This is a genomic window from Actinospica robiniae DSM 44927 (genome assembly GCF_000504285.1).
Lineage (GTDB): Bacteria > Actinomycetota > Actinomycetes > Streptomycetales > Catenulisporaceae > Actinospica > Actinospica robiniae.
This window is the reverse complement of the sequence record NZ_KI632511.1, coordinates 5061953-5077387: the sequence shown is the minus strand read 5'-3', so window position 1 is coordinate 5077387 and position 15435 is coordinate 5061953. Positions and strand designations below refer to the sequence as shown.

The following is a 15435-nucleotide window of genomic DNA, read 5'->3' as shown; positions in this document are numbered from 1 at the left end:
TGTCCGGATACTCACACGGGAGGCGGCGGCATGACGCAGCAGCAGGACTACTCAGGACACCGGGCGATCGGGGAACTGTTGCTGCGGGCCCGGATCGACCGCGGGCTGACCGCGTACGAGGTCGGGCAGGCGACCCGGATCACCCCGGAGACGCTGCGCCGGGTGGAGGCGGGCCAGTTCGCGCAGTGCGGCGGCGACGTCTACGCGCGCGGCCACATCCGCGCGTACGCCCAGGCGGTCGGACTCGATCCGGAGCCGCTGCTGGAGATGTACGGCACGGTGCACCTGCCCCCGCTGACCAAGCGCGACCTGCGCAAGCCGCGCACCGCGGCCCCGGTCGCCCGCCCGGCCCGGCCGCTCGGCTCGGAGCGCAGGGACAAGCGGCAGGCCGCGACCAACCGGGCCCGCGCGGTGCTGCCCACGATCGTGCCCGGCGCGGTGCCCTCGCTGGTGCCGATGTCCGGCGCGACGCCGCCGCCGGAGCTGCCCGTGCTCAGGCAGCCGCGCCGGCTCGACTACACCGACGCCGACTCGGGTTCGGCGGCGCGGCTGGTGGACCCGGTCGCGGCCGAGGGCGCGGCGCAGAACCAGACGCCCGCGGCGTTCATGGGCGGTTCGAAGGTCCCGACGAAGTCCGGCCCGAACTGGTCGCTGGCCCTGCTCGGCGCGGTCGGCGCGGTCGGTCTGGTCGCGGCCGTGCAGCTGTGGCCGAACAACAGCTCGGACGCCGGCGCGGCCAACGCCGCCCGGGCTGCGCAGCCGCAGACGCAGATGCTCACCAACAAGGCGCCTAGCACTGCCCCGTCCGTCGCGCCCGCGCCCAAAGCCCCGGTCGACCTGAAGATCACGGTCAAGTCCGCGCCGGTGTGGGTCGGGGTGACCAACGCCGCCGGGCAGCAGCTGTACTGGGATGTGCTCGCCGCCGGGCAGACCAAGGAGTTCACCGACACCTCGCGCCTCGACGTCACGCTCGGCGACGCGGCCGGGGTGGCGATCCAGCTCAACGGCAAGGCACTGCCGGTCGCGGGCACCGAAGGGCAAGTGGTGACGGCGAGCTTCGGGCCCGCCGGACAGCTCTGAGGCCCGCGTGCGCGTCTGCGGGCGACGGCGTGTGAGCGTCGTCCCGCGTTGTCCGGATAGTCTTGTCCTATGCCCAGCTCCACCACCCCGCCGTCCACGCTGCCTGACGAAGCGACGCCCGCGCCGCACAAGGTCGCTCTGATCACGCTCGGCTGCGCCCGCAACGACGTCGACTCCGAGGAGCTGGCCGGCCGGCTCGCCGCGGACGGGTTCGTGCTGGTGGACGAGGCCGAAGACGCCGAGATCGCCGTCGTGAACACCTGCGGCTTCGTCGACGCCGCGAAGAAGGACTCGATCGACACCCTGCTCGCCGCCTCCGACCTCAAGGGCCGGGGCGGCGCGACCAAGGCCGTGGTCGCGGTCGGCTGCCTGGCCGAGCGCTACGGCAAGCAGCTGGCCGACGAGCTGCCCGAGGCCGACGCGGTGCTCGGCTTCGACTCCTACCAGAACATCGGCGACCGGCTGCGCACCATCCTCGGCGGCGGCCACATCGAGGCACACGTCCCGTCCGACCGCCGCAGGCTGCTGCCGCTCACCCCGGTCGAGCGCCAGGCGGCCGTCCCGGCAGTCGCGGTGTCCGATCTACCCGAAGGCGTCGCACCGGCCTCCGGCCCGCGCGTCCCGCGGCAGCGACTGGGCGACGGCCCCTCGGCGCCGCTCAAGCTCGCCTCCGGCTGCGACCGGCGCTGCTCGTTCTGCGCCATCCCCTCGTTCCGCGGCGCGTTCCTCTCCCGCCGCCCCGCCGACATCCTGGCCGAAGCCCGCTGGCTGGCCGACCAGGGCGTGCGCGAGGTCGTGCTGGTCAGTGAGAACTCCACCTCGTACGGCAAGGACCTCGGCGACCTGCGCCTGCTCGAGACGCTGCTGCCGGAACTGGCCGCGATCGACGCGCTGGAGTGGATCCGGGTCTCCTACCTGCAGCCGGCCGAGCTGCGCCCCAGCCTCATCACCGCGTTGGCCACCACGCCCAAGGTGGTGCCCTACTTCGACCTCTCGTTCCAGCACAGCGCCCCCGGCGTGCTGCGGCGGATGCGCCGCTTCGGCGACACCGACCGGTTCCTGGAGCTGCTGGCCTCGGTCCGGGAGCAGGTGCCGGCGGCCGGGGCGCGGTCCAACTTCATCGTCGGCTTCCCCGGCGAGACCGAGGAGGACTACGCCGAGCTCGAGCGCTTCCTGACCGAGGCCCGGCTGGACGCCATCGGCGTCTTCGGCTACTCGGACGAGGACGGCACCGAGGCGGCCACCTTCGCCGACAAGCTCGACCAGGACCTGATCGACGAGCGGGCCGCGGAGCTGGCCGACCTGGCCGACGACCTCGTCGCCGGGCGGGCCGCGGAGCGGATCGGCGAGCAGGTGCGGGTGCTGGTCGAGGAGGTCGAGCCGGACTTCGCCGAGGGGCGCGCCGGGCACCAGGGTCCGGAAGTGGACGGCTCGGTGCGCATCGAGGGCGCCGAGTACCGCTTCCGGGTCGGCGAGTTCGTCGACGCCGTGGTGGTGGGCAGCGAGGGCGTGGACCTGTTCGCCAAGCCCGTCGGCGACGCCGCGACGGGCCGCCGTTGACCACCCCGGCCGAGCGCCGCCTGGAGCCGGCCGCCCACCCGGCGCCGCCGCCGGTGCCGCTGCTGAACATCGCCAACATCCTCACCATCGTGCGGATCGTGCTGGTGCCGCTGTTCGTCGCGGCGCTCATGCACGACGGCGGGCACAGCACGCTGTGGCGGCTGATCGCCGCGGCGGTCTTCTTCCTCGCCTCGGCCACCGACCGGCTGGACGGCCAGCTGGCCCGCAAGCACAACCTGATCACCGACTTCGGCAAGATCGCGGACCCGATCGCGGACAAGGCGCTGATCGGCGCGGCGCTGATCTGCCTGAGCCTGCTGCACGAGCTGTGGTGGTGGGTGACCGTGGTCATCCTGGTGCGCGAGATCGGCATCACGCTCATGCGGTTCTGGGTGATCCGCTACGGGGTGATAGCGGCGAGCCCGGGCGGCAAGCTCAAGACGGTGCTCCAGTCGCTGGCGATCTTCCTCTACGTGCTGCCGCTCGGCGGTGTGGCCTGGCTGCAGTGGAGCGCCACGGTGGTGATGGCCGCCGCGCTGGCGCTGACGGTCGGCACCGGACTCGACTACGTGGCGCGGGCCGTGCGGCTGCGCGCCGGAACGGGACACCGGTGACCGGGCAGCCGGGCCGGGAGCCCGAGCAGACGGAGCCGGAGCCGGGGAGCCGGGAGGATCCGGCCTTCCAGCTGCTGGCCGCGGCCCGCCGGGCCCGGCTGACGGTGGCCGTGGCCGAGTCGCTCACCGGCGGCCGGGTGGCCGCCGCGCTCACCGCCGTCCCGGGTGCCTCGGCCGTGCTGCGCGGTTCGGTCACCGCCTATGCCACCGACCTGAAGGCGAGCGTGCTCGGCGTGGACGCCGGCCTGCTGAGCCGGGCCGGCGCGGTCGACCCGGAGGTGGCCCGGCAGATGGCCGCGGGCGTGCGCCGGGTGTGCGGTGCGGACGTGGGCGTCGCCACGACCGGTGTGGCCGGTCCGGACGAGCAGGACGGCAAGCCCGTGGGCACCGTCTTCGTAGCGGTGGTCGGCCCGGACCCGGACCAGGTGCTGGTGGTGCCGGCCCGGCTGGCGGGCGATCGGGCCGCGATCCAACGGGAGACGACCCGGCTGGCGCTTGCGCATGCGGTGGCGCATCTCACATCGTGGGCCGCAGGGTAACGCCTAGACAAAAGATTTCCCGGCTCGCGCATGAACCGGTAGCGTCCGTGGCACGTCTTAGAGTAAGCAGACCGGCGCGCCCGCCGGCGAGGCCACCGGTGCCCGAGGGAATCATCCCGGGGTCCGGGCCGTTGCAGGATGTGGGCGGAGCGTGCGGGACGACGGGATCGGCACGGCGCCCACGAGGGCGGACACCTCGTCGGTGTCCACCCCGGAGGAGCAGGGCGGCGGCGGAGGACGAAAGAAATTTTCCTCCGGCCGGTGAATACCGGACCTGGAGCGGGTACGGTGGCCGAAAGCCGCTCCGCGTGACGCCGGTGGTCCGATCACCGCGTGCGAGAGCGCGCGAGGAACGGGCAACCGCCGAATGACCGACGACGAGTTCACGAGAGGGAGGGAGCGACGCCATGATCCTGATCCGTCGCCTGCTCGGCGATGTGCTGCGGCGCAAGCGCCAGGACGAAGGCCGTACCCTGCGGCAGCTGGCCGCCGCGGCGAGAATCTCGCCCGGGTACCTCTCCGAGATCGAGCGCGGCCAGAAGGAGCCGTCCTCGGAGCTGCTCGCGGCGATCTGCGACGCCCTGCAGGCCCGCCTTTCCGAAGTGCTGCGCGAGGTCTCCATCGAACTCGCCGCGGCGGAGCTGGCAGCCCAGCTCGAATCCGAGCGCATCGGCGTGGCCGCGCCGGTGCCCACCGCGCGAGTGGGTGCCGCGGCCGGTTCCGGTGCCGTCAAGAGCATGCCGCTGGCCAAGCCGGTGCCGCGCGGGGCCGTGCGCCCCGGGACGCGTCCGGCGGCCCGTCCGGTCACCCGCCGGGTGCCCGCGGCCGCGGGTGTCGGCGCCATGACCGGCACACCGAACCTGCTCGCCTACCCTGTCGTGCTACCGGGCGGTCTGACCGCCGGCGGCCTGCCGGTGGGCGGCGGCCAGGTCCCCCAGCTGGCACTGCGCTGAACGTCAGCCCCACAGATCCGACCACGGCCTCGTCCCGCGCAGCTCGCGGGGCGAGGCCGTGTCGCGTGCGCGCCGGAAAACGACGTGCCGCGCCCGTCTCGGGCGTGTCACCATCGCAGGGACGCGGAACCGTCCGATCACTTCGGTGACGGCCGCGGCACACAGACACCGAAGCTGAAAGGCACAGATGACCAACTCCCGTTACGAAGTCGATTCCGAGTACCAGATCCGGAACGCTGCGGGGAACGACTACGACGGCGAGCAGTTCGACCTTGCCGATCGGCAATCCCTGCGGCGTGTCGCGGGCCTGTCCACCGAACTTCAGGACGTCACCGAGGTCGAGTACCGGCAACTGCGCCTCGAGCGCGTGGTGCTGGTCGGCGTGTGGACCTCCGGCACCGCCGCCGACGCGGACGCGTCGCTGCGCGAGCTGGCCGCGCTGGCCGAGACCGCGGGCTCGGAGGTGCTCGAGGGCGTCACCCAGCGCCGCGACCTGCCCGACCCGGCCACCTACATCGGCTCGGGCAAGGCCAAAGAGCTGCGCGACATCGTCGCCGAGACCGGTGCGGACACCGTGATCTGCGACGGAGAGCTCACCCCGGCCCAGCTGATCCACCTCGAGGACGTGGTCAAGGTCAAGGTGGTCGACCGGACCGCGCTGATCCTCGACATCTTCGCCCAGCACGCCAAGTCCAAGGAGGGCAAGGCGCAGGTCGCGCTGGCCCAGATGCAGTACATGCTGCCGAGGCTGCGCGGCTGGGGCCAGTCGCTCTCCCGCCAGATGGGCGGCGGCGGCACGGCCGGGGGCGGCGGCATCGCCACCCGCGGTCCCGGTGAGACGAAGATCGAGCTGGACCGCCGCCGGATCCGCGAGAAGATGGCCAAGATGCGCCGGGAGATCGCGGACCTGGGCAAGGGCCGTGACGCGAAGCGGCACGAGCGCCGGCGCAACGCGGTGCCCTCGGTCGCCATCGCCGGCTACACCAACGCCGGCAAGTCCTCGCTGCTCAACCGGATCACCGGGGCGGGCGTGCTGGTGGAGGACGCCCTGTTCGCCACCCTCGACCCGACCGTGCGCCGGACCGAGACGGCCGGCGGGCGCGGCTACACCGTCGCGGACACCGTCGGGTTCGTCCGGCACCTGCCGCACCTGCTGGTGGAGGCGTTCCGCTCGACCCTCGAGGAGGTCATCGAGGCGGACCTGATCCTGCACGTGGTGGACATCTCCGACCCCGACCCCGAGGGCCAGCTCGCCGCCGTGCGCGAGGTGCTGCAGGAGATCGGCGCGGCCGACGTGCCGGAGATCGTGGTGTTCAACAAGGCCGACGCGGCCGACCCGGACACGGTGGCCCGGCTGCGCCGGCGCGAGCCGCACTCGGTGCTGGTCTCGGCCCGCACCGGCGAGGGCATCGAGGGGCTGCTGGCCGCGATCGAGGCAGACCTGCCCCGCCCCGAGTTCGAGGTGGACGCGGTGATCCCGTACGGCCGCGGCGACCTGCTCTCCCGGATCCACGAGCACGGCGAGCTGCTGAGCGAGACGCACCTGGAGACCGGCACCCGGGTGCTGGCCCGGGTGGACGCCCAGCTGCACGCCGCGATGGGCGAGTTCCTCAACTAGGGCATCGGCATTCCCGCTCCACCCGGCCCGCGATCGCCATGATCGCGGGCCGGTCCATTCAGTGGTGCTCTTGTTATTTGTCACTCGCCGTAGTGACGCGGGTTTGACTCGGTCACCGCCACTGGGTAAGGCTAGCCTCACAACGATCTTCTGATGATGCGTCAGTGAGGGCAGGCCTTGAGCGTCGAAGAGCTTTGCGATCCCGACCAAGTGCTGGCCAGACAGCGGGCCAGGGAGTCGGCGGCCCGCAGCTACGCTCGGCATCTGCCGGTGGTGCCGGTCCGGGCCGAGGGCATGACGGTGTACGGCGCCGACGGGCGCCGCTACCTCGACTGCCTCTCCGGCGCCGGCTCGCTCGCGCTCGGCCACAACCACCCGGCGGCGGTGCAGGCGATCCGCCGGGTCCTCGACGACGGCGCCCCGCTGCACGTGCTCGACCTGGCCACGCCGGTCAAGGACGCCTTCACCGAGACCCTGCTCAGCCTGCTCCCGCCGGGCCTGGCCCAGGACGCGAAGCTGCACTTCTGCGGCCCGACCGGCTCGGACGGGGTGGAGGCCGCGATCAAGCTGGCCCGGGCCGCCACCGGCCGCTCCGGCCTGGTCGCCTTCGCCGGCGCCTACCACGGCATGACCGCGGCCGCTCTGGCCGCCACCGGCACCGTCGCCGCCCGCAACGTGGCCGGGGTGCCGGACGCGGGCGTGACCCGGCTGCCGTTCCCGCAGGACTACCGCTGCCCGTACGGCGTCGGCGGGATCGCCGGCGAGCGGATCGCGGTCGAGCACGCCCGCCGGCTGTTCGACGACCCCGGCAGCGGGATGACCCCGCCGGCCGCCATGATCGTCGAGCCGGTGCAGGGCGAGGGCGGGGTGATCCCGGCCCCGGACGGCTGGCTGAGGGCGCTGCGCACGCTCGCCGCCGAGCACCGGGTCCCGCTGATCGCGGACGAGGTGCAGACCGGCCTCGGCCGCACCGGCGAGCTGTGGGGCGTGGACCACGCCGAGGTGGTGCCGGACATGATGGTGCTGTCCAAGGCGATCGGCGGCGGCCTGCCGCTGGCGGTGCTCGTCTACCGCTCCGAGTACGACGTCTGGGACGAGGGCGCGCACACCGGCACCTTCCGCGGCCATCAGCTGGCCATGGCGGCCGGCACCGCGACCATGCGCTTCATCGTCGAGCACAGCCTCACCGAGCACGCCCGCAAGCTCGGCGACCGGCTGCGCGAGGACTTCGCCGCCGCGGCCGCGGACCTGCCCGCGATCGGCGACGTGCGCGGCAGGGGCCTGATGATCGGGCTGGACCTGGTGGACCAGGACGCCGCCCCGGACGCCCTCGGCGCCCGGCCGGCCGCGCCCGGGCTGGCCCGCCGGGTGCGCGCGGAGGCGCTCGAGCGCGGACTGATCCTCGAGCTCGGCGGCCGGCACGGCGCGGTGCTGCGGCTATTACCCCCTTTGATCATGACGGAACTGGAGGCCGAACAGGTGCGTGACCTGGTGCTCGACTCCATCACGGCGGCGAGCGCCGCCTGGCGGCCATGAACTGGGCCGCGCAGCCGGAGTCGGGCGCGCCCGACGAGGCGTCAGTCCTGGCCACCGCCGCCGCCTACGCGGGCGCGGTGGCGCCCGCGGACGCCGCCGCCGAGGCTCCCACCGTCGCCGAACTGCTGCCCGCCCCGGCCGGGGACGAGGGCGCGCCGCACCAGGACGGCTCGGCCCTGCTGCAGATGCTCGGCGCGCTCGTGCCCGCCCCGGTCCGCCCGCTGCCGCCCGGCGGTCCGGCCGCGCTGGCCGAGCGGGTGAACCGGGAGTTCACCCCGGTGCTGCCCGAGCTCGGCCTCGGTCCGGCCTCGCTCGACGCGCTGGCCGGCTTCCTGCCCGAACAGACGGTCCGTTCGGCGCATCCGCGCACCGTCGCGCACCTGCACTGCCCGCCGGACCCGGTGGCGATGGCCGCGGACACGCTGGTCGGCGTGCTGGGCCCGTCGCAGGACTCGTGGGACCAGAGCGCCGCGCCCAGCGCGATGGAGGACGAGGTCGTCGCCGCGTTCAGCACCCTGGCCTTCGGGGCGGCCGGCGCCGGCTCGATCACCACCGGCGGCACCGAGTCCAACCACCTCGCGCTGCTGCTCGCCCGGGACGAGGCGGTGCGCCGCGGCTTCGGCGTCGAGCCGGCCGCCGACGGCCTGCCCCCGACCGCGTGCGGCCGGCTGCGCATCCTCGCCTCCGCCCTCGGCCACTTCTCCCTGGCCCGCGCCGCCGCGCAGCTCGGCCTCGGCGAACGCGCCGTCATCCCGGTCCCGGTGCTACCCGACCACCGGCTCGACCCGCGCGCGCTCGCCCGGATCGCGGCCGAGGTCACGGCCCGCGGAGAGCGGATCGCGGCCGTGGTGGCCACCGCGGGCACCACCGACGCGGGCGCCATCGACCCGCTGGCGGCCTGCGCGAAGACCGCGCGCGCCCACGGCGCCTGGTTCCACGTGGACGCGGCGTACGGCGGCGGGCTGCTGCTCTCGGACGTGCGGCGCAGCATGCTCGCCGGGCTCGAACTCGCCGACAGCGCCAGCGTGGACCTGCACAAGCTCGGCTGGCAGACCATCCCGGCCGGCCTGCTGCTCACCCGCGACCCGACGGCGCTCGGCCCGCTGGCCCGCCGGGTCGCCTACCTCAGCGATCTCGACGACGAGGCGGAGGGCTACCCGAACCTGCTCGGCCGCTCGCTGCGCACCACCCGCCGGGCCGACGCGGTCAAGATCCTGGCCGCCTGCCGGCACCACGGCCGGTCCGGCTACACCCGGATGATCGAGAGCTGCTTCGGCCAGGCCGCCTACGTCGCAGCCCACTTCGAAGCCGACCCCCGGTTCGAGCTCGCCCTGCCGCCCGCGCTGACCACGGTGCTCTTCCGCTACCGGGCCCGGCGCGGCGACCCCGACCGGGTCAACGCCGCGGTGCGCCGCGACCTGCTCGCCGCCGGCAAGGCCGTGATCGGCCGCACCCGGCTGCCCGAGCCCGCGGCCGGCCCGGGCTCGCTGCGGCTCAAACTGACCCTGCTGCGCCCGCAGACCACCTCGGCCGAACTCGACGCCCTGCTCGACCTGATCGCGCAGAGCGCCGCGGACCGCGACCACCCCGGGACCTGACACCGCACACCGCCGCTCCCGTCCCCGTCACCCCTTCCCGCCCGAGGAAAGCCCGTGAGCCCAGTGGCGCAGCCGCAGACCGTGCCAGACCCCTCCGCCCCGCCGAGCCGGCCGGGCGACGCGGAGCTGACCGCGGCGGCCGCCCGGCTGGCCGTCGAGACGCTGCTGCGCTGCTGGATCCGGGAGAAGCGGGTGCGCCGCCCGGCCGGCGACGAGCTGGTGCTCACCTTCGGCCGGGTCAGGGTGAGCGTCCCGGTGCGCTACTGGTCCGCGGCCGGCTGGCACCGCTTCGGCCCGGCCCGGACCGGGGACGGCGAACTCGGCCCGGGCGAGCTGGCCCGGCACCTGGCCGAGGCGGGCCCGGTGCACGCGGCCGCGGCCGAGCAGCTGGCTGAGCGGGCCGACGAGTCGGCCGAGCGGATCGCGGCGCACCTGATCGAGCGGGCCGCCCGCCCCGGCCCGGCCGAAGCGGCCCCCGGCGCCGCCCCGACCACCCCGTTCCTGGCCGCCGAGCAGGCGCTGCTGGCCGGCCACCCGCTGCACCCCACGCCCAAGAGCCGGGACGGGCTGACCGAGCCGTCCTACTGCCCCGAGCTGCGCGGCGCCTTCCAGCTCGACTGGTTCAGCGTGGACCGGGAGCTGATCGCGCAGGAGAGCGAGCTCGGCCCGACCGCGCCGGACCTGTCCGCGTTCCTGAGCGGCACCCTGCCGGACGACGGCGTGCTCGTGCCCGCGCACCCCTGGCAGGCCGCCGATCTGATGCGCCGTCCGGCCGTGCGCGACCTGCTCGCCGACGGCCGGCTGCGCCACCGCGGCCGCTCCGGCGCCCGCTGGTTCCCCACCTCCTCGCTGCGCACGGTCTACCGCCCGGACGCGCCGGTGATGCTCAAGCTCTCGCTGGGCCTGAACATCACCAACTCCAAGCGGGAGAACCTGCGCAAGGAGCTCGTGCGCGGGGTCGAGGCGCACCGCCTGTTCGCCGGCTCGGCCGGCAGCCGGCTGCTCGCCGCGCACCCCGACTTCCGGATGCTCACCGACGCCGCGTACCTGGCCGTGGACGGGATCTGCGGCCTCGACGTCTCCTTCCGCCACTCGCCTTTCCGGCCGACCGACTATGTGTACTGCGTCGCCGCGCTGACCGACCTAGGCCGCGGCGAGATCGCCCCGGACGGCTCCGCGCACGAGCTGGCCGCGCACCTGCGCGCGCTGGCCGCCGGCTCCGACCGGCCGGTGCGCGCGGTGGCCGAGGAGTGGTTCGTCCGCTATGTCAAACGGCTGATCCTGCCGATGCTGTGGCTGGACGCCGAACTCGGCGTCACCCTCGAGGGCCACCAGCAGAACACGCTGATCCAGCTGGACGAGCACGGCTTCCCCGGCGCCGGCTGGTACCGGGACAACCAAGGGTTCTACTACCGCGCCTCGCGCATCGCCGAACTGGCGCAGCTGGCCGGCGAGCCCGAGCTCGGCCGGGCCAGCTCCACCGTCGTGGCCGACGACGTGGTCACCGAGCGGCTGATCTACTACGTCGGCATCAACAACCTGATCGGCCTGGTCGGCGCCCTCGGCTGCGCCGGGCTGGCGGCCGAACGCGACCTGTTCGGCCTCGCCCGCGAGCAGCTCGCCGTGCTGCGCGGCCACCGCCCGACCGACCTGATCACCTCGGCCGCGACCCTGCGCTGCAAGGGCAACCTGCTCACCCGCGCGGCCGGCCTGGACGAGCTCGTCGGCGAGCTGGCCACCCAGTCGGTGTACGTGGAGATCCCCAACCCCTGCGCCGGCGGGGTGGCCGCATGACCTCCGCCTCCACCCCGCCCGCGACACCCCCGCCGACGGTCCAGTGGTACGACCTGTCCACCCCGGCCGGCCGGTTCACCCTGAGCCCGGTCAAGCCGGAGCGGGACCTGCCGATGATCCACCGGTGGATGAACGACCCGGAGGTGGACCGCTACTGGGAGCTGGCCGGGCCGCCCGAGCGCACCGAGGAGTACGTGCGCCGGCAGATCGGGCTCCCGCACACCGAGCCGATGCTGGCGCGGCTGTCCGGCCGCCCGATCGGCTACTGGGAGCTCTACCGCGCCGCCGAGGACCCGCTCTCCGAGCACTACCCGGCCCGGCCGGACGACCTCGGCGTGCACCTGCTGATCGGTGAGGGCGACTGCCGCGGCCTGGGCCTCGGCAGCCTGATGCTGCGGGTGCTCGCGGACGCCGTGCAGTCGCGCTCCCCGCGCCGCATCGTCGCCGAGCCGGACGAGCGCAACCTCGCCTCGATCCGCGCGTTCACCGCCGCCGGGTTCACCGCGGCGGCCAGCCTGGAGCTACCGGAGAAACGAGCCACCTTGATGCTGCGCGTGCCCGCACCCCGGCGGGAGGCGGATTGAGCGCCGAACTCTACGACCTCGTCGGGGTCGGCCTCGGACCGTTCAACCTCTCCCTCGCCGCCCTCGCCGAGCCGGTGCCCGGCCTCGGCTGCCTGTTCCTGGACGAGAATCCCGGTTTCAGCTGGCACCCCGGGATGATGGTGGACGGCGCCACCCTGCAGGTGCCCTTCCTCGCCGACCTGGTCAGCCTGGTCGACCCGACCAGCCGGCACGGCTACCTGGCCTGGCTGCGCGAGCACGAGCGGCTCTTCGGGTTCTACTTCGGCGAGTCCTGGCACGTGCCCCGGATCGAGTACGAGGCCTACTGCCGCGACGTCGCGGCCGGCCTCGGCTCCTGCCGCTTCGGCTGCCGGGTCACCGCGGTCCGCCAGGCCCGGCTGGCCGACGGCCGGGACGGATTCGTGGTCTGCTTCGACGCCGCGGACGGCACGCCGCGCACGGTGCTGGCCGCGAACGTGGTGCTGGGCCTGGGCACCGAGCCCGTGGTCCCGGCCGCGCTGCGCGAGCTGTGCGCAGACGGCGGCGCGCTGATCGCGCACAGCGCGCACTACCTGCACCGGGCCGACTGGATCCGCGCCGCCGACGACGTGACCGTGCTCGGCTCCGGCCAGTCCGGCGCCGAGATCGTGCTGGACCTGCTGCGCGACTGGCACCGGCCGGGCCGCCGGCTGCGCTGGCTGACCCGCTCGGGCGCCTTCGAGCCGATGGAGTACTCGAAGATCGGCCTCGAACACTTCACCCCGGAGCACACCGACTACTTCCACGCCCTCGCCGAGCCGACCCGGGACCAGCTGCTGGCCGGCCAGGGCCGGCTCTACAAGGCCGTCTCGGCCGAGACGCTCGCCGAGATCCGCGCCGAGCTCGACCGGCGCACCCACCCGCACGGCCTCGACGCCACCGGCGTGACGCTGCTGCCGGGCGTGGAGGCGGTCGGCGGGCGGGTGCACGAGGGCGAAGACGACCCGGCGGGCCTCGAGATCGACCTCGTCCACACCCGCAGCCGCGGCTCCTGCACCGTCACCACCGAGCGGCTCGTGCTGGCCACCGGCTACGCCCCGCGGCAGCCGACCCTGCTCGCCCCGATGGAAGCCCTCGTGCTGCGCGATTCCCGCGGCCGTCCGGTGATCGGCCGGGACCACCGGGTCGCGCTGACCGGCACCGACGCAGGGCTCTACGTCCAGAACGCCGAGCTGCACACGCACGGCGTGGGCACCCCCGACCTCGGCCTCGGCGCGTTCCGGGCCGCCGTGATCCTCAACGCGGTGGCCGGCCGCGAGGTCTACCGGCTGCCCCGCCGCACCGCGCACACCAGTTTCACCCCCGCCGCGGCCGCGGCCGCCGACCCGGGGATCCGGCCCACCCCGGCCGCGCCCGGCCGGCCCCGGCACGCCCAACGCCCCGCCGCGGACCGGCCGGCCGCCCCGCAGCCGTCCCAACCGCAGATCCCCAGCCAGCCGGAGGACCGCCGTGAGCGACGTACCCGCAGCACAGCCCACCCCCTCAGCGGCGCCGTCGACGTCGCCGGAGCCCTGCGTCCCGCGGCCCTGCGCCGAGGACGGCAGCGAGCGGCAGGCGACGGGACCGACGGCGGCGCCGGCGAGCCCGGGGCCCGCGGAGCCGACGGCCTCGAGCCCGGCGCCGGCGACCCCGGCGCCCCGCTCGGCCCCGCCGATCCCGCCGATCTCGCCGACTCCGGCGCAGCGCCGGCCGGAGTCGATGACGCCGCCCCCGCGTCCCCGGATCGCGGTTGAGACCGACCCGGCCCTGCTGCGCCGCGCGGCCGGCCGGGACCTGCTGGCCAAGACCCTCGGCGAGTTCGCCTACGAGGAGCTGATCTCGCCGGAGGCGGTCCCCGGCGAGAACGGCTGGTACCGGCTCACCGTGCACGCCGCGGTCGACGAGGCGGCCGGCCCGGCCGCCTCGCCCATCCGCACCGAGTACGCCTTCCGCGCCCGCCGCGGCGCATACGGGTGCTGGTTCGTCGAGCCCGGATCGCTGCGCCGGGAGGGGCATCCGGCCGCCGACCCGCTCGAGTTCCTCGCCGACGCCCAGGGCACCCTGGGCCTGGCCGGCGACACGGCCGGCCACCTCGTGCGCGAGTTCGCCGCCACCCTCGCCGCGGACGTGCGCATCGCCGAGCGGGCCCGCCACTCGGCCAAGGAGCTCGCCGACTTCGGCTACGCCGAGCTCGAAGGCTGCCAGACCGGCCACCCGTGGATCGCGTTCAACAAGGGCCGGCTCGGCTTCTCCGTCTCCGACACCGAGCTCTACGCGCCCGAGTCGCGGGTGCCGGGCCGGCTGATGTGGATCGCCGTGCGCGACGACGTGGCCGACTACCGCGCCGTGCCGGGCCTGACCGCCCGCCGCCTCTACACCGAGGAGCTCTCGCCGGCCGAGCGGGTGCGCTTCGGCGCCGAGCTGATCCGGCGCGGCTGCAACCCGGCCCGGTACTGGTGGCTGCCGGTGCACCCGTGGCAGTGGGATGAGATGGTCCAGACGCTCTTCGGCGCCGAGCTGTCCGACGCCCGGATGGTGTTCCTCGGCGAGGGCGACGACGTCTACCTGCCGCAGCAGTCGATCCGCACCTTCAGCAACATCAGCCGGCCCGGCCGCCGGCACGTGAAGCTGCCGCTCTCGATCCTCAACACGATGGTCTGGCGCGGCCTGCCCACCGAGCGGACCCTGGCCGCCCCCGCCGTGACCGCCTGGCTCAAGGGCCTGGCCGCGGCGGACGCGTTCCTGTCCGCGGACTGCCGGGTGATCCTGCTCGGCGAGACCGCGTCGGTGACGGTGCGGCACGGCGTGCTCGACCGGATGCCGAACATCCCGTATCAGTACCACGAGCTGCTCGGCGCGATCTGGCGCGAGCCGCTGCCGCCGGCGCTCGAGCCGGGGGAGCGGGCCAGGACCCTGGCATCGCTGCTCTCGATCGGTGCGGACGGCCGCCCGCTGGTGACGGAACTGATCGGGCGCTCGGGCAAGTCCGCGCCGGAATGGCTTGCGCTGCTGCTGCACGCGATCCTTCCGCCGCTGTTGCACTTCCTCTACGCGTACGGCACGGCGTTCTCTCCACACGGGGAGAACGCGGTCGTCGTGTTCGACCAGGACGAATGCCCGACCCGCCTGGCCATCAAGGACTTCGTCGACGACGTCAACATCGCCGCCGTCGACCTGCCCGAACTCGCCTCCCTGCCGGAGGACGCGGCCGCCGTGCTGCTGCGCGAGCAGCCCGCGTACCTGTGCCAGTTCCTGCACGGGGCCTTGTTCGTGGGCCATTTCCGCTACCTCGCGGACCTGCTCGAGCAGCACCTCGGCGTCCCCTCGGACCGCTTCTGGGCCGCCGTGCGGGTCGAGATGGCCGCGTACCGGGCCCGGTTCCCCGAGCGCGCCGAGCGTTACGCGCTGTTCGATCTCGCCACCCCGGAGATCGACCGACTGTGCCTGAATCGCAATCGATTGTTGCTCGATGGATATCGGGATCGCTCCACACGGCCGCACGTGGAGCCGTATGGTAGCGTCCTGAATCCGTTAGCGGGCTAGGTCGCTTCGCCCGCGGCAG

At 74.3% G+C, this 15435-nt stretch carries 11 protein-coding genes and 1 pseudogene; all 12 read left to right on the top strand.

Going from position 1 to position 15435, the window contains the following annotated elements:
• The first annotated feature begins 30 nt into the window (after positions 1–30).
• The 12 genes and pseudogenes from ACTRO_RS21435 (at position 31) to ACTRO_RS21380 (ending at position 15416) form a co-directional block, all read left to right on the top strand.
• Positions 31–1080, top strand: a complete 1050-nt coding sequence (locus ACTRO_RS21435) for a helix-turn-helix domain-containing protein (protein ID WP_034265624.1) — start codon at positions 31–33, stop codon at positions 1078–1080.
• Between the two features lie 69 nt (positions 1081–1149).
• Positions 1150–2640 (top strand): 30S ribosomal protein S12 methylthiotransferase RimO, encoded by a 1491-nt coding sequence (rimO, locus tag ACTRO_RS21430; protein WP_084316445.1) that lies wholly within the window; start codon positions 1150–1152, stop codon positions 2638–2640.
• Positions 2637–3254 (top strand): CDP-diacylglycerol--glycerol-3-phosphate 3-phosphatidyltransferase, encoded by a 618-nt coding sequence (gene pgsA, locus ACTRO_RS21425; protein WP_051451167.1) that lies wholly within the window; start codon positions 2637–2639, stop codon positions 3252–3254. Before rimO ends, pgsA begins: the two co-directional genes overlap by 4 nt.
• Positions 3255–3325: 71 nt before the next feature.
• On the top strand, positions 3326–3793 hold the full coding sequence (locus ACTRO_RS21420; RefSeq protein WP_084317127.1) for a nicotinamide-nucleotide amidohydrolase family protein: 468 nt from the start codon (positions 3326–3328) through the stop codon (positions 3791–3793).
• A 407-nt stretch (positions 3794–4200) separates the two neighbouring features.
• Positions 4201–4536: pseudogene (locus tag ACTRO_RS51070) on the top strand (helix-turn-helix domain-containing protein); the annotation flags it as partial.
• A gap of 397 nt (positions 4537–4933) precedes the next feature.
• The gene (gene hflX, locus ACTRO_RS21410) at positions 4934–6364 is read left to right on the top strand and encodes a GTPase HflX (RefSeq protein ID WP_034265620.1); all 1431 of its coding nucleotides are present in this window, start codon (positions 4934–4936) and stop codon (positions 6362–6364) included.
• A gap of 177 nt (positions 6365–6541) precedes the next feature.
• Positions 6542–7900 (top strand): diaminobutyrate--2-oxoglutarate transaminase family protein, encoded by a 1359-nt coding sequence (locus ACTRO_RS21405; protein ID WP_034265617.1) that lies wholly within the window; start codon positions 6542–6544, stop codon positions 7898–7900.
• Positions 7897–9498, top strand: a complete 1602-nt coding sequence (locus ACTRO_RS21400) for a pyridoxal phosphate-dependent decarboxylase family protein (RefSeq protein WP_051451165.1) — start codon at positions 7897–7899, stop codon at positions 9496–9498. The genes ACTRO_RS21405 and ACTRO_RS21400 overlap by 4 nt, the downstream gene beginning before the upstream one ends.
• A gap of 54 nt (positions 9499–9552) precedes the next feature.
• Positions 9553–11292, top strand: coding sequence for an IucA/IucC family protein (locus ACTRO_RS21395; RefSeq protein WP_084316443.1), 1740 nt, complete (start codon positions 9553–9555; stop codon positions 11290–11292).
• A complete protein-coding gene (locus ACTRO_RS21390) occupies positions 11289–11876 on the top strand; it encodes a GNAT family N-acetyltransferase (protein WP_034265614.1) in 588 nt (195 codons plus the stop codon). Before ACTRO_RS21395 ends, ACTRO_RS21390 begins: the two co-directional genes overlap by 4 nt.
• A complete protein-coding gene (locus tag ACTRO_RS21385; RefSeq protein WP_063628048.1) occupies positions 11873–13627 on the top strand; it encodes a lysine N(6)-hydroxylase/L-ornithine N(5)-oxygenase family protein in 1755 nt (584 codons plus the stop codon). Before ACTRO_RS21390 ends, ACTRO_RS21385 begins: the two co-directional genes overlap by 4 nt.
• Positions 13593–15416 (top strand): IucA/IucC family protein, encoded by a 1824-nt coding sequence (locus tag ACTRO_RS21380; protein ID WP_051451163.1) that lies wholly within the window; start codon positions 13593–13595, stop codon positions 15414–15416. The genes ACTRO_RS21385 and ACTRO_RS21380 overlap by 35 nt, the downstream gene beginning before the upstream one ends.
• Positions 15417–15435 lie beyond the last annotated feature (19 nt).

Coding starts and splice junctions, on each gene's coding strand:
- ACTRO_RS21435 (WP_034265624.1), top strand. CDS start 31: ATGACGCAGCAGCAGGACTACTCAGGACACCGGGCGATCGGGGAACTG.
- ACTRO_RS21390 (WP_034265614.1), top strand. CDS start 11,289: ATGACCTCCGCCTCCACCCCGCCCGCGACACCCCCGCCGACGGTCCAG.
- rimO (WP_084316445.1), top strand. CDS start 1,150: ATGCCCAGCTCCACCACCCCGCCGTCCACGCTGCCTGACGAAGCGACG.
- ACTRO_RS21380 (WP_051451163.1), top strand. CDS start 13,593: ATGACGCCGCCCCCGCGTCCCCGGATCGCGGTTGAGACCGACCCGGCC.
- hflX (WP_034265620.1), top strand. CDS start 4,934: ATGACCAACTCCCGTTACGAAGTCGATTCCGAGTACCAGATCCGGAAC.
- ACTRO_RS21400 (WP_051451165.1), top strand. CDS start 7,897: ATGAACTGGGCCGCGCAGCCGGAGTCGGGCGCGCCCGACGAGGCGTCA.